Raw genomic sequence first — 21,284 nt, forward strand, 5'->3', positions numbered from 1 at the left:
CCCGCTAGTCTCTGTGTCGAACATAACCAAACACTAGAGTTCGCGGGCCATGTCATCGCAGCTACCTTCCACCGTTGAGCTTGAATTCGCCGAACGCTACGACCGCGAGCATGCGCAAGTGTGCCGCGAAGTGCGGCCGCAGGGCATTGTCCGGCGGCTGGCGTTATGGCGTGAAAAACGGCTGGTTCGCCGGGCGCTCAAGGTGGCGGGCGAGCCGGGGCTGGTGCTGGATCTGGCGTGCGGTGCCGGGCGTTTCTGGCCCGTGCTGGCAGAGCACGGTAACCGGGTAATCCTCGCCGCCGATTCTTCCCAGGGCATGCTCGATCATGCCCAGACCCACCATCCGCTCAGCTTGCTGGCGCGCATCAAACTGTTCAAGAGCTCGGTGTTTTCCATCGACATGTCCGAAAACGCGGTGGACAGCATCTTCTGCATGCAGCTGTTTCACCATGTTCGCGACAGCGAACATCGCCTGGCCATCCTGCGCGAACTGCATCGCGTGAGCCGCGACAGTCTGATCCTGTCGGTATGTGTGGGGCGCTCTGTGGATCAGTGCAGGGACTCGCAACGGATTGTCGTGCGCAAGGAAGAAATTGAATCCCAGTTTGCCCTGGCAGGTTTCAGCATCCTCAAGCATTACGATGTGCTGCCCGGTTATGCACTGGGCAGCATCTACATCGTGCGCAAAGAGCCTTAGTCGAGGGCGTTGAGGATTTTATACGCCAGTTCGATGCGGGCACTGTTGGGGTAGTTCTTGTTGGCCAGTATGACCACCGCCTGTTTTTTCACGGGTATCAGCGCCACATAGCCGCCAAAGCCACCGGTGGAGCCTGTCTTGTTGATCCACACCGCCTCCTGTGGTGCCAATGGCGGGTGCAGGGCGATGGCGTCATTGTTCTCGTAGGCCATTTTGTCCGAATTGCCGAGCAGCAGATTCTTCAGCGTGACCGGGTAGGCGTATTGCTCCCAGATCAAATCCTGGGTCATGGGCCCGATCCGGAAGTAGCCGGTGTGAGTGTCGCCAATGGCCTGCTGGATTTTTGTCGACGGCTTGCCCGGCAAGGCATTCAATTGTGCAAAGTGAATCAGGTCACGGCTACTGGTTTTGACTCCGTAGGCTTCGTTGCCCAGCATGCCGGAATTGAGCCTGACCGGTTGATCCTGCTTGTCATAGCCTTGGGCATAGAGGGCCATCTTGCTCTTCGGCACATCGATATAGGTGCTGTGCAGGCCCAGTGCGGGGAACAAGGTGTTTTCCATGGCTTGGGCAAAAGGCTGGTTCATGCTCCTGGCGGTAATCAGGCCCAGCATGCCGATGCTCGGGTTGGCGTAGCTTCTTTGGGTACCTGCTGGGTAGACCGGTTTCCAGGCCTTCAAGTAGTCCATTAACTGTTGTTCATTCTGTACGGCGTCTGGCACCTGCAACGGGAAACCGCCAGCGGTGTGGGTGGCCAGATGGGTCAGTTGCACCTTGCCAAAAGCCGTGCCTTGAAGTTCGGGAACGTATCGGGAAACCGGGGCGTCGAGTGACAGCTGACCATTGATCTGAGCATAGGTGGCCAGGGTGGCGGTCAGGGTTTTACTGATCGAACCGACCTCAAACAGGGTGTCGGAACTGATGCGCACCCGGGTGTCCCTGGAGGCTACGCCGAAGTTGTAGAAGTGCTGCTTGCCATTGACGCTGACGGCGATGCTCAGACCCGGAACACCATAGGTCTGCATCAACTGTGTGGCACCTTCGGTCACGGCGGCATCGAGTCCGGGAACAAGGTCTTGCGCCAGTGCTGCAGTGCTGAAGGCGCAAAGGCCCACCAGCACCAAAGTAATACCGGACAGCTTGCGGGGGACAGGCATGGGTTAATCCTCGACTCTTGTTTGCGTGGACACTGACGGGTGTTCTTGCGGTTTCAAAGCACCGTACCCTGCAGGTTTGGGAAATCACCCGGCTCAGGAATAAAAATTGTGACGGTAGTTGCCTGAAATTGTGTAGGTTTTTCGTCGCTTAGAGTGTCAGTCAATGCCCGGAACTCCCTGGCGGCGATATATACTGCGCGCCATTCTTCAAGGGAGAGCCGTGTGGCCATCGATATTCACTGGATTCGCGACAACGATAGCCTCGGCCAGCATTGCGCCGAATGGCAGAGCCTGCCATTCGTAGCCCTCGACACCGAATTCATGCGGGTCGACACCTTTTACCCGATTGCCGGTCTGATCCAGATTGGCGACGGTGAGCGCGCTTACCTGATCGACCCCCTGACCATCGACAACTGGCAGCCTTTGTCCGACCTGCTGGAAAACCCGGCAGTGGTCAAAGTGCTGCACGCCTGCAGCGAAGACCTCGAGGTTTTGTTACGCCTGACCGGCAGCCTGCCGGCGCCTCTGTTTGACACGCAACTGGCCGCGGCCTACCTGAACCTGGGCTTCTCCATGGGCTACTCGCGCCTGGTCAAGGAAGTCCTTGACCTCGACCTGCCCAAAGGTGAAACCCGTTCTGACTGGTTGCAGCGTCCGCTGTCGGAAACCCAGATCAGCTATGCCGCCGAAGATGCCCTGCATCTGGCCGAGGTGTATGTGTTGCTGCGTCCGCGCCTGTCGGATGAAAAGTACGCCTGGGTGCTGGAGGACGGCGCCGAACTGGTGGCCAATCTGCGCCGTGAAGTGGACCCTTACGAGGTGTACCGTGAGGCCAAGCTGGCCTGGAAGCTGTCACCTGCGCAACTGGCAGTACTGCGTGAAATTTGCGCCTGGCGCGAACAGCAGGCACGGGCCCGTGATCTGCCGCGCAATCGTGTAGTGCGTGAGCATGCGTTGTGGCCATTGGCGAAAACCCAGCCCGACAATCTGGTGGCCCTGGCGCGTATTGAAGATATGCACCCGCGCACCGTGCGTCAGGATGGCGAGTTTTTGCTGGACATGATCAAGCGCGCTGCCAGTCTGCCGCCAGAGCAATGGCCGCCGGCTGTGCCTGAGCCGTTGCCGGTCGAAGCCGCCGCGTTGATCAAGCGTCTGCGGGCCATCGGTCAGGCAGAAGCTGAACGTCTGAACATTGCGCCGGAACTGATGCTGCGCAAGAAAACCCTGGAAGCCCTGCTTAAAAGCGGCTTTCCCAATGGCCCTTATCACTTGCCGGACTCACTGCGCGGATGGCGCCGTGAGCTGATGGGCCAGGCTTTGCTCGATAGCCTGGCCACTGCTGGAGAACCGTCTTGAAACGTATTTGCTCTATCTACCGCAGCCTCAAACGCAACGAAATGTACCTGTACGTGCTTAAGGCCGATGCTCTGGAACGTGTGCCCGAGTCCCTGATGAGTGCCTTTGGCAAGCCTCACCACGCGTTCGATCTGGTGCTGAGCCCCGAGCGCGCCCTGTCCCGTGAAGACATCCACAAGGTGCTGGAAAACCTGGATACCCAGGGCTATCACCTGCAGATGCCGCCGGCCGAGGACGAATATATCGAGCACTTGCCCGAAGAGCTGTTGCGTCGTAACGACCCGATGTAAATGCCCGGCGCCCGGTTCCGGGCGCCTGTCGCAAAAGGCTCATTTTGATTGGCGGTGGCCGAACGCTACGGGGGCGATCCCGGCGGCGGGCGCTGCAGTGTTTTAGGAAGGTTACAAGCATGCGCGTCCTGATTGCCGAGCACGATTACCCGCTTTACGCCCAACTCTTGCAGCAGGCTGCACCCGAACTGGAAGTGCAGACCAGCGGCGATTCGGCGCAATTGGCGAAGATGGCTGCAGATTGCCCGGTGTGGCTGGGGCAGCCGGACCTGATGGCGACCCTGTTGCGTCAAGGGCACAAACCACAGTGGGTGCAATCAACCTGGGCCGGCATCACCCCCTTGCTGGCCGACGGCCTGCAGCGCGATTACCGGTTAAGCCGGGCAGTCGGCATCTTTGGCCAGGTGATGGCCGAGTATGTGCTGACCTATATGCTCGGCCATGAGCGTGAAGTCATAGCGCGCCTGCTGAGCCAGGTTGAACGCAAGTGGGACAACCGCACCGGCCGCAGCCTGGTAGGGCGCAAGGTGTTGATTGTCGGGGCAGGGGACATTGGCCAGAGCGTGGCACAGTTTCTTGTACCCTTCGGGGTTGAGCTGTACGCCATTGCCAGCACTGCCCGGGAACAGGCGCCGTTCCGGGAAGTTGCCACATTGAGCGATTTGCCGCGGCTGGTGGGGCAGATGGATTACGTGGTCAACCTGTTGCCCAACACGCCGCAAACCCACGACCTGTACGACGCCGAACTCTTTGCACTGTTCAACCCCGAGGCTGTGTTCATCAATGCCGGGCGCGGTGTGGCCGTGGTGGATGCAGACCTGGTTGAAGCCTTGCGTGTGGGGCATCTGGCGGGCGCGATCATTGATGTCTGCCGTCAGGAGCCGTTACCGGCCAAGCATCCATTCTGGACGGCCTGGGGTTTGCTGCTGACCGGTCATAGCTCGGCGCCGACATCGCCATCGTTGATGGTGCAGCTGTTTGTCGACAACCTGCGGGCGTTCCAGGCGGATGAGGCACTGCGCGGCGAAGTGGATTTCGCACGCGGGTATTAAAGAAATGGTCGGCTTTGTGGGAGCTGGCTCCCACAGGGCCCATACACCATTGTGGGAGCTGGCTTGCCAGCGATGCTGGTGACGGGACTCGCCTGGTACAGCGCACCGCTACCATCGCCAGCAAGCTGGCTCCCACAGGGCCCATTCACCATTGTGGGAGCTGGCTTGCCAGCGATGCTGGTGAAGGGACTCGCCTGATACAGCGCACCGCAACCATCGCCAGCAAGCTGGCTCCCACAGGGCCCATACACCATTGTGGGAGCTGGGTTGCCAGCGATGCCGGTGACAGGGCTCGTCTGATACAGCGCACCGCAACCATCGCCAGCAAGCTGGCTCCCACAGGGCCCATACACCATTGTGGGAGCTGGGTTGCCAGCGATGCCGGTGACAGGGCTCGTCTGATACAGCGCACCGCTACCATCGCCAGCAAGCTGGCTCCCACAGGGCCCATACACCATTGTGGGAGCTGGCTTGCCAGCGATGCCGGCGACGGAGCTCGGCTGATACAGCGCACCGCTACCATCGCCAGCAAGCTGGCTCCCACAGGGCCCATACACCATTGTGGGAGCTGGCTTGCCAGCGATGCCGGCGACAGGGCTCGTCTGATACAGCGCACCGCGACTATCGCCAGCAAGCTGGCTCCCACAGGGTTGGGGTGTTCCAGGCGGGTGAGGCACTTGTGGGAGCTGGCTTGCCAGCGATGCCGGTGACGGGGCTCGGCTGATACAGCGCACCGCTACCATCGCCAGCAAGCTGGCTCCCACAGGGTTGGGGTGTTCCAGGCGGGTGAGGCACTTGTGGGAGCTGGGTTGCCAGCGATGCCGGCGACGGGGCTCGTCTGATACAGCGCACCGCTACCATCGCCAGCAAGCTGGCTCCCACAGGGTTGGGGCGTTACAGGCTGAAGTCACCCTCGGCTACCAGCTTGCTCAGCGGCTCACGCTGGCTCGGGACTTCCTTGGCCTGCAGGTAATCCACCAGGCTGGCCTTGTCGCCCAGTTTGCCGATGGCCACCATCGCCTGAATGGCATAGCCCTCAGGGATTTTCAGTTCCTGACGTGCGCGCTCGTAATCCAGGCCGCTCATGCCGTGGGTGTGCCAGCCGCTCAAGTGCGCTTGCAGCGCCAGATGGCCCCAGGCAGCGCCGGTATCGAAGGCGTTGGTCGGAGCCGGCTTTTCTTCTGTAGTACCCGGCGCGGCGAATGTGGTTTTCGACACAATCACCACCAGCGCCGCAGCGTGTTTGGCCCAGCCCTGGTTGAACTCCACCAGCAGGCTCAGGTAACGCTCGAAATCCGGGGTGCCACGCAGGGCGAACAGAAAGCGCCAGGGCTGCGAGTTGTAGGCCGAAGGTGCCCAGCGGGCGGCTTCGAAAAAGCTCAGCAGGGTGGCCTTGTCGATGCTTTCGTCAGTGAAGGCTCGGGGCGACCAGCGTTGGGTGAACTGCTCATGGATCTGGTGTTCGGCAATGCGATTGGAAGCAGGCATTCGATTTTCCTGAGTTGATTTGGCGGGTACAAAGCTACTGTTACGCCTTGAACGTGACAAGTCCAGTGACACCGTCAGTCACCAGCGCTTGGCCCGGGGAGCGCGGGGCACTAGACTGGCGGCCTTTTCCACTCCCTGATGTTGATGTTTGAGCCATGGCCGCAATAGTTGAACCGTTCTGGATCCGCAAAACCCTCGATCAACTCGATCAAGAGGAATGGGAGTCGCTGTGCGACGGATGCGGCCTGTGCTGCTTGCAGAAGCTCGAGGATGAAGACGATAACAGCGTCTACTACACGCGCATTGCCTGCAAATTGCTCGACCTGAAAACCTGTCAATGCACCGATTACGCCAAGCGTCGCGACAGTGTTCCGGACTGCATTCAGTTGTCGCCGGGCAAGGCCGAAGAGTTCAAGTGGTTGCCGCCGACCTGTGGCTACCGCCTTGTCAGTGAACGTAAGGACCTGCCGCTCTGGCACCATCTGGTGTGTGGCGACCCTGACGCGGTGCACCACGAACGCATTTCGCAATCCGGACGCATGCTCGCCGAGGGCAGCGTGCCGGAAGACGACTGGGAAGATCATCTGATTTTTCGCGCCGGTTAAGTGCCGGAGCGGTGCCATGGAGTGTGTATGCCGCTGCGATACCAATGGCCTCTGGGGCTGCTGCTACTCATAGTCAGCAGCCCGCTGTGGGCCGCCAAAAAAGTCGACTTTGACTACCATGTCCGCCTGTTGCCGCAAAGCGATCAGGCCGAGGTGCGCTTGACCCTGGCCGAAGGAACGGCAGTGCGCAGCCTGGATTTCGACCTTGGGCCACCGGGCAGTTACAGCGATTTCAAGGCTGACGGCCAGTGGCAGCTGACCCCCGATGCACATCACAGCCGTGGCCTGTGGCACCCGGCGCCGGGCAAGGCCAACCTGAGCTACCGCGTGCACTTGAACCATCAGCGCAAGAACGGCAGCTTCGACACGCGGATCACCCCGCAGTGGGCGTTGTTTCGCGGCGAAGACCTGGTCCCTGCGGCCAGTCTCGATCAGCAGGACGGCAGCGAGCTGGTGTCGCGTCTGGCGTTCGAGTTGCCACCGGGTTGGAAAAGCATCGAAACCCCATGGCCGCGGATCGGCAAAAACCGTTTTCGCATCGACGATGTCTCCCGTGTGTTTGACCGGCCGACCGGCTGGATGCTCGCCGGTACGCTGGGCAGTCGCCGCACCATGCTGGGGGAAACCGAAGTGACTGTCTCCGCGCCCAAAGGCCAGGGCATGCGGCGTATGGATGTGCTGACCCTGCTGACGTTCGTCTGGCCCCAGGTGCAAGCCGTATTCCCGCGTAACCCGGCCAAACTGCTGATCGTCGGTGCGGGCAGTCCGATGTGGAAAGGCAGTGCCGCGGCGCGCAACTCGATTTACCTCTCCAGTAGCCTGCCTCTGGTCAATGAAGCTGGGAGCAGTCCGTTGTTGCGCGAACTGGTGCAGCTGTTCAGCGCGATCAATGTCGAGCCGGAGCATGCCTGGATTGGCGAAGGGCTGAGTGAGTATTACGCCATTGAGTTGATGCGCCGTGCCGGTGGCATGAGTGACGAGCGTTACCAGGCCCTGCAGCACCGGCTCAATGCTGCCGGCAAGGGCGTGACCCGCCTGCGTGGCCCGGCCAGCCCGGCGATGGTGGCGCGGGCTGTCACGCTGCTGCAGGCGCTGGACCGCGAGATCCGTTTGCAAACCCGCAACAAGCGTTCACTGGATGACGTCAGCCAGGCCTTGATGCGTCTGGACAAGGTCAATACCCAGGTGTTTGTCCAGCTGAGCGAAAGCGTGCTGGGCGGGCAGTCCGAGGTGCTGGACACACCGCTGCTGCACTAAAACCCTTACGGGGGCATGCCTCGCGGGCTCTTGAATCTGGCCGCGAAGAGCTCGTGAGGCAAGCTCGCTCCTACAGGTAAGCGCGGTTTTTTACGCCTTCTTTACGCCCCCGCATCCCCCTCGATCTCGATCCTTTACGCCCATGTTGCGCACACTCTTCCTACACGCGGCAATTGCCGTTACGGGGAGATTTGTCATGGGCGTTCTGGATGGAGTGTCGCTGCTGTTGGCAGTGGGGCTGTTCGTTTATCTGCTGGTTGCGCTGTTGCGCGCAGATCGGAACTAGGAGCGGGTATGCACAGTTATGACTATGCGCTGATTCTTGCATTCTTCGCGTTGGTGCTGCTGCCGGCGCCCTTTCTCGGGCGTTTTTATTATCGGGTGATGGAAGGCCGGCGCACCTGGCTGACTCCGGTATTGGGGCCGGTGGAGAAGGTCTGCTACCGCGTCGCCGGGGTTGACCCGGGCACCGAGCAAAGCTGGCAGAAATACACCCTGGCCCTGCTGGCATTCAACCTGGCGGGTTTTGTGCTGTTGTTCGCCATTTTGTTGCTGCAACAGTATTTACCCCTCAACCCGCAGCAGTTGCCGGGGCAAGAGTGGACCCAGGCATTCAATACCGCTGTGAGTTTTGTCACCAACACCAACTGGCAGAGCTACAGCGGTGAAGCGACCCTCAGTTACTTCAGCCAGATGGCCGGTCTGACCGTGCAGAACTTCGTCAGCGCGGCCACCGGTCTGGCGGTGCTGGTTGCGCTGTGCCGGGGTATCAGCCGCCGCTCGGCGCAAACCCTGGGCAACTTCTGGGTCGACATGACCCGCGCCACGCTCTACGGCCTGTTGCCGCTGTGTCTGGTGCTGGCGCTGTTTCTGGTCTGGCAGGGGGTGCCACAAACCTTCGCCCACTACGTCAATGCGCTGACCCTGCAAGGCGCGGATCAGGTCATTCCTCTGGGCCCGGCGGCCAGCCAGATTGCGATCAAGCAACTGGGTACCAACGGCGGCGGCTTTTTTGGCGTCAACTCGGCGCACCCGTTCGAGAACCCGAGCGCCTGGAGCAACCTGTTCGAGATGGCTTCGATCATCCTGATTCCGGTGGCGCTGGTGTTCACCTTTGGCCATTACGTCAAGGATCTGCGTCAGAGCCGGGCCATCATCGCCTGCATGCTGGCATTGTTCCTGATCGGCGGCGGTACGGCGCTGTACGCCGAATATCAGCCCAACCCGACCTTGAACAGCCCGCTGGTGGAGCAAACCGCGCCGCTGGAAGGCAAGGAAGTGCGCTTCGGCACCACGGGCACCGTGCTCTGGACCGAAACCACCACCGCCGCCTCCAACGGTTCGGTGAACGGTATGCACGACAGCCTCAACCCGCTTGGCGGAATGGTGGCGCTGGTCAACATGATGGTCGGCGAAGTGATCTTCGGCGGCGTCGGTGCCGGGCTCTACGGCATGTTGCTCAACGTGTTGATCGCCGTGTTCCTGGCCGGCCTGATGATTGGCCGCACCCCGGAATACCTCGGTAAAAAACTGCAGGCCAAAGAGGTCCAGTTGCTGGTGGTGACCTTGCTGGTGATGCCGGTGGGGGTGCTGGTGCTGGGGGCTATCGCTGCCGTATTGCCAAGTGCCGTGGCTTCGGTGAGCAACCCCGGGCCCCATGGTTTCAGCCAGATCCTCTATGCCTTCACCTCGGCCAGTGCCAACAACGGTTCGGCATTTGCCGGGCTCAGCGCCAACACGCCGTTCTACAACCTGATGCTGGGCCTGGGCATGTTGATCGGGCGCTTCGGTTACATCCTCCCGGTACTGGCCCTGGCCGGCAGCCTGGCGATGAAGAAAACCGCGCCCATTGGCCAGGACAGTTTCCCCACCCACGGCCCGCTGTTTGTGGCGCTGTTGACTGTGACCATTTTACTGGTGGGCGGCCTGACATTCTTGCCGACCCTGGCCCTTGGCCCAATCGCTGAACAACTGACCCTGGGCTTTTAAGGAGACGATGATGACTATGCCTGCTCCTGTTTCCAAGTTGACTCCTGCGCCTGAAACCAGGGCGCTCGAATCACCCAAAACATCCTTTGCCGATATCTGGCGTCCGGCCTTGCTGCAAGCCTTCGTCAAACTCGATCCGCGTCAGCTCAAGCGCTCACCGGTGATGCTGGTGGTGGAACTGACTGCCATTTTTACCACCGTGCTGTGCTTTATGCCCGAGCCTGCGGTGCCCACCGGGGTGGCGGTGCAGATCGCCCTGTGGCTGTGGTTTACCGTGCTGTTTGCCAACTTTGCCGAAGCCCTGGCCGAGGGTCGCGGTAAAGCCCGCGCCGATAGCCTCAAGGCCGGCAGCGTCGGTTTGAGCGCGCGGCGGCGTACGGCCACGGGCGGTTTTGAAGTGGTACCTGCGACCCGCCTGCGCAAGGGCGATGTGGCGCGCGTCGAAGCCGGGGAGATGATCCCCGGTGACGGTGAGGTGATTGAAGGGATTGCCGCAGTCAACGAAGCGGCGATCACCGGCGAATCGGCACCGGTGATTCGTGAGTCTGGTGGTGACCGCTCGGCGGTGACCGGCAACACCCGGCTGGTGTCGGACTGGCTGCTGGTGCAAATCAGCGCCAACCCCGGCGAGTCGACCCTGGACCGCATGATCGCGCTGGTGGAAGGCGCCAAACGCCAGAAAACCCCTAACGAAGTGGCGCTGGATATCCTGCTGATCGGGTTGACCCTGATCTTCCTGATTGTCGTCGTGACCTTGCAGCCGTTCGCCTATTACGCCGGTGGCAGCTTGCCGCTGGTGTTTCTGGTGGCACTGCTGGTGACCCTGATTCCCACCACCATTGGCGGCTTGCTGTCGGCCATCGGGATTGCCGGCATGGACCGGCTGGTGCGGCTCAATGTCATCGCCAAATCCGGGCGTGCGGTGGAAGCTGCGGGCGACGTGCATGTGTTGATGCTGGATAAAACCGGCACCATCACTTTCGGTAACCGTCGCTGCACGGCGTTGTATGCATCCCCCGGCGTGACTGCCAAAGAGCTGGCTGAAGGTGCATTGCTGGCCTCCCTGGCGGACGAAACGGCGGAGGGCAAGTCCATCGTCGAGTTCATTCGCGGCCTGCATAGCTTGCCAGAGCCTGCGGCCTCTGATTTCACCGCCGTGCCCTTTACCGCTGAAACTCGCTTGTCGGGTATCGACTGCAACGGGCGGATTTATCGCAAGGGTGCAGTGGATTCGGTACTGGCCTTTGTCGGCCTCAAACGCAGCGAAGTACTGCCGGCGTTGTCGCGGGAGATCGACAAGATCGCCCAGAGCGGCGGCACCCCGTTGCTGGTGTGCGCCCAGGGCCGGTTGCTGGGTGCAATTCACCTCAAGGACGTGGTCAAGCCCGGGATCCGCGAACGCTTTGCCGAATTGCGCAAGCTGGGGATTCGCACCGTGATGGTCACCGGTGACAACCCGCTGACCGCTGCGGCGATTGCGGCCGAAGCCGGTGTGGATGACGTGCTGGCCGAAGCCACGCCGGAGAAGAAGCTGGCGCGCATTCGCCACGAGCAAAATGACGGGCGGCTGGTGGCCATGTGTGGCGACGGGGCCAACGATGCACCGGCGCTGGCCCAGGCTGACGTCGGCATGGCGATGAACGATGGCACACAGGCTGCGCGGGAAGCCGCGAACATGGTCGATCTGGACAGCGACCCGACCAAGTTGCTGGATGTGGTGCAAATCGGCAAGGAACTGCTGGTGACCCGTGGCGCCCTGACGACGTTCTCGATTGCCAACGATGTGGCCAAGTACTTCGCGATCCTGCCGGCGCTGTTTGCCACCATCTACCCGCAGCTGGGCGTGCTCAACATCATGGGTCTGAGCAGCCCGCAGAGCGCCATTCTTTCGGCCATCGTGTTTAACGCACTGATCATCGTGGTGCTGATCCCGCTGGCCTTGCGTGGCGTGCGGGTCCAGGCGGCAAGTGCCGCGCATTTGCTGCGCCGCAACTTGCTGATCTATGGCGTGGGCGGGCTGGTGGTGCCCTTTGCAGGCATCAAGCTGATCGACATGCTGCTCACGGCGCTGCACCTGGTTTAAGAACTTTTAGAGGACTCAATCATGGCGACTCTTTTACGTCCGGCCCTGAGCCTGATGGTGTTGATGACGGCGATCACCGGGGTGATCTACCCGCTGACCGTTACCGGGATCGCGCAGCTGGCGCTCCCACAACAGGCCAATGGCAGCCTGGTGCGCGACAGTGCGGGCCAGGTCCTGGGTTCGGCGCTGATCGCGCAGGACTTCACAGGGGCTGGCTGGTTCCACCCGCGCCCGTCAGCGGGGGCGTTTGCCACGGTGTCCAGTGCCGCGAGCAACCTGGCGCCGAGCAACCCGGCGCTGGCCACGCGGGTCAAGGACAGTGCTGCGCAGCTGGTGGTAGCCGATCAGGGCCCGGTGCCCCTGGCGCTGCTGACCACCTCGGGCAGTGGCCTGGACCCGCACTTGCCTCCTGAGGCAATACGCTATCAACTGGTGCGTGTGGCTGCGGCGCGTAATTTGCCGGTGCAGACGGTAGAGCAGCTGCTGCAACAACATATCGAGCAGCCGCTGGTGGGGCCGCCGGTGGTGAACGTATTGCTGCTGAACCAGGCGTTGGCTCAGCTTAAAAACTGATTGCACCCCGCAGGAGCGAGTTTGCTCGCGAGCTCTTTGAACAGCTCGCGAGCAAGCTCGCTCCTGCGGGGTTTATGTATTCAATAGGTAATTCCATGACAGATTCCGGTCGCGCCGATGCGCTGTTAGCTGATTTGCCTCGGGCAGGCCGTGGCCGGCTCAAGGTGTTCCTTGGCGCAGCCCCCGGCGTGGGCAAGACCTACGCCATGCTGCAAGCGGCTCATACCCAGGTCCGTCAGGGCGTAACGGTGCTGGCGGGGGTGGTCGAGACCCATGGCCGGGCCGAAACCCAGGCATTGCTCAACGGGCTGCCTCAGCAACCGATGCTGCGTTCGGAGTATCGCGGCGTGCAGCTCGAAGAAATGGACCTCGACGGTTTGCTGGCGGCCAGACCCGGGCTGGTGCTGGTGGACGAACTGGCCCACAGCAATGCCCCGGGCAGCCGTCATGCCAAGCGCTGGCAGGATGTCCAGGAGCTGCTGGCAGCGGGCATCGATGTGTATACCACGGTCAACGTCCAGCATTTGGAAAGCCTCAATGATCGGGTGCGCGGCATTACCGGGGTACAGGTGCGTGAAACCCTGCCCGACTGGATCATCCAGGAAGCCTACGAACTGCTGTTGATCGACCTGCCGCCGCGGGAGCTGCTGGAGCGTCTGCGCGAGGGCAAGGTGTACGTGCCCGAGCAGGCACGGGCAGCGATCGACGCCTTTTTCTCCCAGACCAACCTCAACGCCCTGCGTGAACTGGCGATGCAGACGGCAGCGGTCTACGTCGACGATGAGCTGGACAAAGGTTATCGCCAGCAGGGGCAATCGGCTCCGGCGCTGCGTGGTCGCCTGCTGGTGGGAATTGATGGCGACGTGCATGCCGAACGCCTGGTACGTCACGCCAGCCGCGTCGCAGAGCGCAGGCATCTGCCCTGGAGTCTGGTGCATGTGGACAACGGCACGGTGCGTGACGAGCAGTCACGGCTGCGTCTGCAAAACGCGCAACAGCTGGCTGAGCGCCTGGGGGGCGAAGTGGTGCTGCTGCGCGCCGGTGAAGTGGCCAGGACGCTGATCCAGCACGCCAGCGAGCGGCGTGCCAGCCTGTTGCTGGTGGGCCAGTCGCGCCTGACCTGGCGCCGCCGGGTCTTTGGCGGCGGGCTGGCTTCGCGGCTGTTGCGCGATGCCCACGGTCTGGAAATCAACGTGCTCGACAATGAGCAGTCGCCCACTGCGGCTTCAAGCCGGGGAGTGCCCACCCTGGTGTGGTTCGATTATGGCCTAGCGCTGGTGGCGACCATCCTGGCCAGTGCCCTGGCCTGGGGCGTTTCCAGTGTGCTGGCGCTGCCCAATATTTCGCTGGTGTTTCTGGCGGCGGTGTTGCTGGTGGCCGTGCGCAGCAGTCTGGGGCCCTCGCTGGCCTGCGCTGCGCTGTCGTTTCTGGCCTATGACTTTCTGTTCATCCCGCCCAACTTCTCGTTCAGCATCCAGCGCGAAGAAGACGTGCTGACCTTGTTGTTCTTTTTGCTCATGGCAGCCCTCACCGGCAATCTGGCGGCCCGGCAACGACGGCAGTTGCAGGCGCTGCGTGAGACTCAGGAGGAAACCACGCAATTGCTCGACCTGTCGCGCAAGCTGACTGCGGCTACCGATCGCCAGGCGGTGATCAATGCCGCGGCCCAGCATTTGAGCAGCTGGAAAGAGCTCGATGTATGTTTGCTCAAGCGGGACCCCGACGCTGGCTGGCAGGTCGAGACTGGCGGCCCCCTGCAGCTCAGCGAGGCCGAGCGCGCGGCTGCGGATTGGGCCTGGGCCCACGACCAGCCCTCCGGCAAGGGCACCGGCACGCTGCCCATGGGGCGTTGGTGGTGGTGGCCGTTAAGCGCTGAAGAGGGGCCGCTGGCCTTGCTTGGGGTGTGCGCCAAGGGAAATCTGGCGCTCAGCGGTCAACATCGTCGCCTGTTGATGGCGCTGAGCCAACCTCTGGCCCAGGCACTGGCCCGGGCCCGTTTGGCCCAGGATCTGGAAGCGGCGCGTTTGCACGGCGAGACCGAGCAGCTGCGCAGTGCCTTGCTGGCCTCCGTGTCCCATGATCTGCGCACGCCCCTGACCACGATGCAGGGCAGTATCGATACCTTGCTGGCACTGGGCGAGTCGATACCGGTACAGGATCGACGCGAACTGCTGGAAGCCACCCGCGATGAAGCCGAGCGTCTGGACCGCTACATTCAGAACCTGCTGGACATGACCCGGCTGGGGCACGGCGCGTTGAAGCTGGCCCGTGACTGGGTGTCTCCGGCCGATATTGTGGGCAGTGCCCTGAATCGGCTGCGGGCGGTGCTGGCACCGTTGCAGGTAAAGGTAGAGGTGCCGGCGCAACTGCCGTTGCTGCATATCCACGCGGCGTTGATCGAGCAGGCACTGATCAATGTGCTGGAGAACGCTGCACGCTTCTCACCGCCTGCCGGGCAATTGGTGCTGCAAGCGGGTGCCGATGAGCAGGAGCTGTGGTTTGCGGTCAGCGATCAGGGCCCGGGCATCCCGGAGGAGGAGCGGGCGAAGATTTTCGACATGTTCTACACCGCCGCCCGTGGCGATCGGGGCGGGCAGGGGACCGGGCTCGGGCTGGCTATCTGTCAGGGCATGGTCGGTGCCCACGGTGGGCGAATTACTGTCGGTGACGGTATTGATGGCAGCGGTACCTGTATCACGCTGTACCTGCCCTTGCCCGAGCAGCCCGCCTTCGATCAGGAAGAGTCCGGCCTTGAACACTGATATTCTTCGGCCATTCCTTTACTGCGAAGTGATGCCATGAGCCAGGGCGCGACTATTTTGGTCATCGACGATGAACCGCAGATTCGCAAGTTTTTGCGCATCAGTCTGGTCTCCCAGGGCTACAACGTGCTGGAAGCTGCCACTGGGGCTGATGGCTTGAGCCAGGCGGCGTTAAAGCAGCCGGACATGCTGGTACTGGATCTGGGCCTGCCCGACATGGACGGCCAGCAGGTGCTGCGTGAATTTCGCGAATGGTCGAACGTGCCGGTGCTGGTGCTTTCGGTGCGCGCCAGTGAAGTGCAAAAGGTCCAGGCGCTGGACGCCGGGGCCAATGACTATGTGACCAAGCCTTTCGGTATCCAGGAATTTCTGGCCCGGGTCCGGGCTCTGTTGCGCCAGGCCCCCGCAGGCGAGACGCAAGAAGCGGCGATTGAGCTTGGCCCTCTGGTGGTTGACCTGGCCTATCGCCGGGTGTTGCTTGATGGGGTCGAAGTGGCCCTGACCCGCAAGGAGTACGCGGTGCTGGCGCAACTGGCACGGCATCCGGGACGGGTGATCACCCAGCAGCAATTGCTCAAGGACATTTGGGGCCCGACCCATATCGAAAACAGTCATTACCTGCGCATCGTGATCGGCCATCTGCGGCAAAAGCTGGCGGATGATCCGACGCATCCGCGATTTATTGCCACTGAAGCGGGCGTCGGTTATCGGCTGCTGACCCGGGTTTGACTAGTGCTCTTCACTTTCGTAGCGGTCCAGCGTGTCTTTGGCGATTTGCCGGCCCAGAGCGATGAGTTCCGGGGCTTTGTAGAACTCAAAGAAGCGGCACACGCGTTTGGGCACATTGATCAGGATATCCGGCGGGTAACCGGCAATCTTGTATTGGGCCAGGGATGTCTGCATCACCTCGAAGCTCTGGTTGATCAAGTCCAGCAGCGAAGCGGGGCCGACGTTGTCGATGATAAACGAGCCGGTGGCTGACTTGGGGGCGCCCTGGTCGCCAGTATGCCGGGCTTTTGGTGCGGCCGATTCGAGCCAGGGATCGGGCAGCTGTTCGGTCAGGGGGTTGAGCATTTCCTGTTCCAGGTTCAACAGGTGCTCGGCCTGTTTGGTGCGAAACGGAATGTGTGACCCCAGTGAGCTCATCAAACTGTCGAAGCGGCCCTTGAATGCTGCAGGGCGCTCGATGACGGGAAGTTGATAGTTATTGTGGTGGGTGGAGTTCAGGTTGACGGCGATGATCAGGTCGCAATGGCTGGAGACCACCGGGACTATGGGTAAAGGGTTGAGCAGGCCACCGTCGACCAGCATGCGGTTGCCCTGCATCACCGGGGTGAACAGGCTGGGAATTGCCGCCGAAGCCCGCATTGCCTGGTGCAGGCAGCCCTCCTGAAACCAGATTTCCTGCTGGTGGGTGAGGTCGGTAGCGACTGCGGTGTAAGGGATGCGCAAGTCTTCGATGTTGATCTCGCCAACGATATTGCGGATCTGGCCGAAGACTTTTTCGCCGCGGATGGCTCCCAGCCGGAAGCTGACATCGACCAGGCGCAATACATCCAGGTAGTCCAGGCTTTGAATCCAGTCGCGATACTGGTCAAGTTTGCCGGCGGCGTAGATGCCGCCCACGACCGCGCCCATGGAGCAGCCTGCAACGCAGGCAATGTCGTAACCGCGACGCTCAAGTTCTTCAATGACGCCGATATGGGCATAACCCCGGGCACCCCCGGAGCCTAATACCAGTGCAATACGTTTTTTCATGAACCGAACCTTCGTCTGACAGGTGTCCACAATGCCTTTTTGTGCCCTGTAGTGACAGCTGTGGCATAAATCGGCGCCGGCCAGCTAGGATGTAAGGGCAATCGCTCGCCGTTACACGGACGCGCTTTTCAGTCGGCGTGGGCCGATTGAAAAGCCTGTCGCAGCAACAGTCACACACCGGTCAAGGCACTTTTACGGCGCTTGCCCGTCTGAGTTTGCACTGAACATTAATTTTTGAGGGAAACATTATGAAAGCTTGGCTTTGTGTACCGTTGATTGCATTGGCTCTGGCGGGTTGTGCGGGCAATAAAGCGGCTTATCGAGACAGTTGCGCTACCCAGCTGGACGCTGCCTGGCATGAGCTGGATCTGGCCAAGGCGGAAGGTTTTGCAGGGACTGTCAGTTATTCCAAAGCCTTGTCGTTACTGACCGGGGCGAAAACCCAGCAACAATTCGAAGCCTTTGAAGGCTGCACCACAAAAGCCGAAAAAGCGCGTTTCTATATTCGTGAATCCCGCGCAGGACGTTGAGCCGTTGCGGTGAAGGGGGAGGGTAAGGATGTCTCAATTGGTAGACCGGATAATCGGCAAAATTGTGCGCCTGGAGGTCAGGTTGCTGGCCTGCCAGGCGCGTTTGCAGGCTGACACCGATCCCGAGGCACTGCACGATTTGCGTACTACGGTACGTCGTTTGCGCAGCCTGTTGCGCCCGTTGCGCGGTTTGCCGGGCGTGGTGCAACTGGAAATGTCCGCCTCCCAGGTAGGTCTCCTGACGACGCCGCTGCGCGATCTTGAAGTGCTGGCTGCGCACTTGCAGCAGCAAGGCTATCGGGTGCAGGCCGCGCGGCGTCTGGAGCAGCTGTCAGGCAGTTATGCGGCGGTGGCCGACAGTGCGCAACTGGCACAGTTGCTGATGATCCTCGATGTCTTCCCGCGCTTTATCCGCGCGGCTCAGCGTGAAGGGTTGCTGCAAGGCTTGCGCAAGCGGATCGGGACGGTTCTGGATAAACAGTGGCAGACCCTGGAAAAGGCCCTGAATGATCCGGGGCATGACCGGCATCGGGTGCGGCTGCTGATCAAGCGCGTGCGTTACGCCGCCGAAGCCTATCCACAGCTGGATCGCTTGCCGGTGCTGGTACTGGCCCGGTTGAAGGAGGCGCAAAAGGCCCTGGGGGAATGGCATGACGCCTGGCAGTGGCTGGTTCAGGCCGAGCAGCAGCCCGACCTGCAGCCTTGTGTGGAGCAATGGCAGGCCGCGCTGGCTCGCGGCGAGAAGCGCGCAGACCGGGCACTGGTCAAGTTGAGCGCGGCCAGTTTTCGCTAGGCCCTTTCGGCTGGCTATTTGGCGGATACAACACTGTGCAGTGGCGGATGGATGAGTAGTATCGCTGCATATTTTTCTGTATCGAGGTGCTCATGCAGTTTTGTGAATTGGTCGAAGCGGTTCGCCGCAATCCACTGGACGTCACCATTACCCCGGACTGGGGTCAGGGGCGTGCCAGCTTCGGCGGCCTGATGGTTGCCTTGCAGTACGAAGCCATGCGCGCGCAGGTCCCCGCCGGGCGTGCCTTGCGTTCGCTGGCGGTGACCTTTGTCGGCCCTGCCGAGCCGGATGTGTCGATCAGTTTTGAAGTCGAAGTACTGCGTGAAGGCAAGGCGGTCAGCCAGGTCCTGGGGCGGGCGGTGCAGAATGGTCAGGTCGTGACCCTGGTGCAAGGCAGTTTTGGTGCCCCGCGCGAGTCGGTCATCAACCTCGAAGGAGTGCCCGCGCCGCAGATCAAGGCGCCTGAAGACAGCCCGTTGCTGCCCTATATCAAGGGCGTGACCCCGGAGTTCATGCGGCACATGTCCATGGCCTGGGCCGTGGGTGCGCTGCCTTTCACCGGGGGTGGCACACGGGAGATGGGTGGTTGGGTGCGTTTTGCCGGTGATGTCAAGGACGAGCCGCTGACTGAAACCCATTTGCTGGCCCTGGTCGATACCTGGCCACCTGCATTGCTGCCGTTATTGAACAAACCTACAGCGGGCAGCACGCTGACCTGGACCATCGAGTTTGTGCAGCCCCTGCCACAAGTCAGCACGCTTGAATGGTGTCAGTATCTGGCCGTGATTGAGCATGCCCGTGACGGCTACGGTCATGTGGCGGCCAATCTGTGGGCGCCCAATGGCGAACTGGTTGCGATCAGCCGCCAGACGGTAGCGGTGTTCGGTTAGTCAAAATGTCTGGCTGCGTTGCGCATTCCCGGCCCTGGCTTCGAGCTTGCGCCCCTGGTGTTGCAACGCCATGCCTGCGAACAAGGCCAGCAGCCCGATGCTGGCACTCACGGCGTTTTCACTGAATACGCCGGATACCAGCAACAGAAAAGCCAGCACCATCATGGGTATTGCGATCAGGTTGAGTGCCTGATGCGCGGTGCTTTGATGGCTCTGCGGGTTGGAGCGCCATTGCCAGGCCGGCAGGTTGGGGTGACGTTTGCCCATGATTGCTCTCCTTGTTTTATTCAGAGGTTCAGCCTTGGTTGAACCCTATGAACAAAGCATAAGCCCGGGTTACGGGCGGGGCGAATCAACTGTAGCTATTGGCCCGATAGGGTCTTCTCTATAGTTTCAACTGCCCGATGGCCCGATTCAGCTCACCTGCCAGAGTCGCCAGCTGGTTGCTGGTGGTGGCGGAATCTACGGTTTGCTGCACGGTGTTTTCGGTAACGTCGCGGATGCTGACCACGGCCCGATTCATTTCTTCTGCGACCTGGCTCTGTTGCTCCGCGGCAACGGCGATCTGGGTGTTGCTTTCGCGCATTTGCGCCACTGCGCGGGTGATCTCGGCCAGGGCTGCCCCGGCTTCCTGGGCTTGCTGTACACAGTCATCGGCCTTGAATGAGCTTTCCTGCATAAAGTCCACCGCGTCCCGGGTGCCTGCCTGCAGGGCCGATACCATTGCGGTGATTTCGTCAGTGGAGGTCTGGACGCGCTTGGCCAGATGGCGCACTTCATCGGCGACCACTGCAAACCCCCGGCCCATTTCTCCGGCGCGGGCAGCTTCAATTGCGGCGTTTAGCGCCAACAGGTTGGTTTGTTCGGCAATGCTGTGAATCACCCCGACCACACTGTTGATTTTCTGGCTGTCCTGGGCGAGTTGCTGAATCATCTCGGCGGTTGTTTGCACCCCGGTGGACAGGCTGGCGATGGATTGCTGCACGCGACTGACCACCTGCTGCCCGCTACCGGCCAGGTCATCGGCGGTTTGAGACAGGTCGCGGGTAGCGCCGGCGTGCTGCGCGATGTGGAAAACGGTGGCTGACATCTGGTTGATTGCAGTGGCCGCCTGATCGGTTTCGCTCTGCTGGCCGAGCATGCCCTGGCGTACCTCATCCATGCTGCTGGCCAGGCGCTCGGCGCCGGCGTCCAGTTGCGCGGCAGTGTCGGCGACGGTATGCACCACCCGCTGGTAGCCGGCCTGCATGGCATTAAAGGCGCTGGCCATTTGCCCGACTTCATCGGTACAGGCCAGGGGTACGCGGGCAGACAAATCGCCCGTTTGCTCGACATGCAGCATCACATCCTTGAGGGTATTGAGCTGGCTGAGCAAAAAGCGGATCAGCAATTGCGAGGCGCCGAGCATCGCCAGCATCAGAATCAGCACAGCCCCTGCATAGTTGGGCAGGCGCTCCATGAATACCTGAGCCAGGCTGGGGGCATAGGCCAGCACCGCGATTTTCTGGTTGTCGCCGCGGGTCACCACCTCGGCGCCCAGCAACGGATTTTGCCCGAACAGTGGCATGGCATTGATAGAAACCCAGCCATTGCCATTGTTCAGTTGCCCGAGTGAGCGCGGATCAAGATTGGGGGCCTTATCGGTTGGTAACAGCAAGACATGACTGGCTACAGGCAGCGCCTGACCGGCGGGCCATGCAGCCAGCAGATGGGCCTGGGCCCGGGCGCTGGCCTGAGCAGCTTCACTGCGCGATTGCTGCTCAAGCTGTACGGCGTACAGCACCAGCAGCAACGTAGTGATGAAAGCCACCGCATTGACGGCCCAGAATTTGTATTTGAGCGAGATGTTGCTAAGCCAGGTACCCATGGAAGGTCTTCTCTGATTTTGCGGAAACAATATTGGCAAGGTGCCATCATTGTGCCGCTACTCGAGGAAGACCTGCTGATATGGGTCAAGGATGCTGTTGTTTTGTTGTTGATCCAACTGCCCGTATGGCAGGCTGC

At 61.3% G+C, this 21,284-nt stretch carries 20 protein-coding genes; 15 read left to right on the forward strand and 5 right to left on the reverse strand.

The window, feature by feature from the left end; all coding sequences use genetic code 11:
• The first annotated feature begins 49 nt into the window (after nt 1-49).
• Nucleotides 50-697, forward strand: a complete 648-nt coding sequence (locus JQ848_RS07030) for a class I SAM-dependent methyltransferase (protein WP_202210399.1) — start codon at nt 50-52, stop codon at nt 695-697.
• On the opposite strand, the gene ampC is transcribed toward JQ848_RS07030, so the two are convergent.
• Nucleotides 694-1,854: a class C beta-lactamase gene (gene ampC, locus JQ848_RS07035; protein ID WP_202210400.1), complete on the reverse strand. Its 1,161-nt coding sequence runs from the start codon at nt 1,852-1,854 to the stop codon at nt 694-696. The two genes, JQ848_RS07030 and ampC, sit on opposite strands and share 4 nt — an antisense overlap.
• A gap of 222 nt (nt 1,855-2,076) precedes the next feature.
• Between ampC and rnd the strand changes: the two genes are divergently transcribed.
• The 3 genes from rnd to JQ848_RS07050 all read left to right on the forward strand — a co-directional run bounded on the left by rnd (nt 2,077) and on the right by JQ848_RS07050 (nt 4,552).
• Nucleotides 2,077-3,210: a ribonuclease D gene (rnd, locus tag JQ848_RS07040; RefSeq protein ID WP_003446760.1), complete on the forward strand. Its 1,134-nt coding sequence runs from the start codon at nt 2,077-2,079 to the stop codon at nt 3,208-3,210.
• The gene (locus JQ848_RS07045) at nt 3,207-3,500 is read left to right on the forward strand and encodes a YcgL domain-containing protein (RefSeq protein WP_003446762.1); all 294 of its coding nucleotides are present in this window, start codon (nt 3,207-3,209) and stop codon (nt 3,498-3,500) included. Before rnd ends, JQ848_RS07045 begins: the two co-directional genes overlap by 4 nt.
• Nucleotides 3,501-3,619: 119 nt before the next feature.
• Nucleotides 3,620-4,552, forward strand: coding sequence for a D-2-hydroxyacid dehydrogenase (locus tag JQ848_RS07050; protein ID WP_202210401.1), 933 nt, complete (start codon nt 3,620-3,622; stop codon nt 4,550-4,552).
• An 894-nt stretch (nt 4,553-5,446) separates the two neighbouring features.
• On the opposite strand, the gene JQ848_RS07055 is transcribed toward JQ848_RS07050, so the two are convergent.
• Nucleotides 5,447-6,040: a nitroreductase family protein gene (locus JQ848_RS07055; protein WP_003446766.1), complete on the reverse strand. Its 594-nt coding sequence runs from the start codon at nt 6,038-6,040 to the stop codon at nt 5,447-5,449.
• 155 nt (nt 6,041-6,195) lie between these two features.
• Between JQ848_RS07055 and JQ848_RS07060 the strand changes: the two genes are divergently transcribed.
• From JQ848_RS07060 to JQ848_RS07095, 8 genes are all read left to right on the forward strand, one after another.
• Entirely contained in the window at nt 6,196-6,645 is a 450-nt protein-coding gene (locus tag JQ848_RS07060; RefSeq protein ID WP_003446767.1) for a YcgN family cysteine cluster protein, read from the forward strand.
• Nucleotides 6,646-6,672: 27 nt separating this feature from the next.
• Complete coding sequence (locus tag JQ848_RS07065; protein ID WP_003446768.1) at nt 6,673-7,902, forward strand: hypothetical protein; 1,230 nt, start codon at nt 6,673-6,675, stop codon at nt 7,900-7,902.
• Between the two features lie 196 nt (nt 7,903-8,098).
• Complete coding sequence (kdpF, locus tag JQ848_RS07070; protein ID WP_003446770.1) at nt 8,099-8,188, forward strand: K(+)-transporting ATPase subunit F; 90 nt, start codon at nt 8,099-8,101, stop codon at nt 8,186-8,188.
• Nucleotides 8,189-8,196: 8 nt separating this feature from the next.
• The gene (kdpA, locus tag JQ848_RS07075) at nt 8,197-9,891 is read left to right on the forward strand and encodes a potassium-transporting ATPase subunit KdpA (protein WP_202210402.1); all 1,695 of its coding nucleotides are present in this window, start codon (nt 8,197-8,199) and stop codon (nt 9,889-9,891) included.
• Between the two features lie 10 nt (nt 9,892-9,901).
• A complete protein-coding gene (kdpB, locus tag JQ848_RS07080) occupies nt 9,902-11,974 on the forward strand; it encodes a potassium-transporting ATPase subunit KdpB (RefSeq protein ID WP_202210403.1) in 2,073 nt (690 codons plus the stop codon).
• A 21-nt stretch (nt 11,975-11,995) separates the two neighbouring features.
• Nucleotides 11,996-12,547, forward strand: coding sequence for a potassium-transporting ATPase subunit KdpC (kdpC, locus tag JQ848_RS07085; protein WP_202210404.1), 552 nt, complete (start codon nt 11,996-11,998; stop codon nt 12,545-12,547).
• 95 nt (nt 12,548-12,642) lie between these two features.
• Nucleotides 12,643-15,309, forward strand: a complete 2,667-nt coding sequence (locus tag JQ848_RS07090; protein WP_202210405.1) for a sensor histidine kinase — start codon at nt 12,643-12,645, stop codon at nt 15,307-15,309.
• A gap of 36 nt (nt 15,310-15,345) precedes the next feature.
• Nucleotides 15,346-16,038, forward strand: a complete 693-nt coding sequence (locus JQ848_RS07095) for a response regulator (protein WP_003446780.1) — start codon at nt 15,346-15,348, stop codon at nt 16,036-16,038.
• Here JQ848_RS07095 and JQ848_RS07100 read toward each other — a convergent pair whose 3' ends face one another.
• Nucleotides 16,039-17,067: a patatin-like phospholipase family protein gene (locus JQ848_RS07100; protein ID WP_127195879.1), complete on the reverse strand. Its 1,029-nt coding sequence runs from the start codon at nt 17,065-17,067 to the stop codon at nt 16,039-16,041. It lies immediately after the preceding gene.
• Nucleotides 17,068-17,315: 248 nt separating this feature from the next.
• On the opposite strand from JQ848_RS07100, the gene JQ848_RS07105 reads away from it, so the two are divergent.
• From JQ848_RS07105 to JQ848_RS07115, 3 genes are all read left to right on the forward strand, one after another.
• Entirely contained in the window at nt 17,316-17,597 is a 282-nt protein-coding gene (locus JQ848_RS07105; protein ID WP_003446784.1) for a hypothetical protein, read from the forward strand.
• Between the two features lie 28 nt (nt 17,598-17,625).
• Complete coding sequence (locus JQ848_RS07110) at nt 17,626-18,390, forward strand: CHAD domain-containing protein (protein ID WP_127195880.1); 765 nt, start codon at nt 17,626-17,628, stop codon at nt 18,388-18,390.
• A gap of 92 nt (nt 18,391-18,482) precedes the next feature.
• Nucleotides 18,483-19,280, forward strand: coding sequence for an acyl-CoA thioesterase (locus JQ848_RS07115; protein WP_202210406.1), 798 nt, complete (start codon nt 18,483-18,485; stop codon nt 19,278-19,280).
• Here JQ848_RS07115 and JQ848_RS07120 read toward each other — a convergent pair whose 3' ends face one another.
• Nucleotides 19,281-19,547, reverse strand: coding sequence for a hypothetical protein (locus JQ848_RS07120; protein WP_003446787.1), 267 nt, complete (start codon nt 19,545-19,547; stop codon nt 19,281-19,283). It abuts the gene before it with no gap.
• Nucleotides 19,548-19,665: 118 nt separating this feature from the next.
• Nucleotides 19,666-21,147 (reverse strand): methyl-accepting chemotaxis protein, encoded by a 1,482-nt coding sequence (locus JQ848_RS07125; RefSeq protein WP_202210407.1) that lies wholly within the window; start codon nt 21,145-21,147, stop codon nt 19,666-19,668.
• Nucleotides 21,148-21,284: the final 137 nt, after the last annotated feature.

Source organism: Pseudomonas paraversuta, assembly GCF_904067025.1.
Lineage (GTDB): Bacteria > Pseudomonadota > Gammaproteobacteria > Pseudomonadales > Pseudomonadaceae > Aquipseudomonas > Aquipseudomonas paraversuta.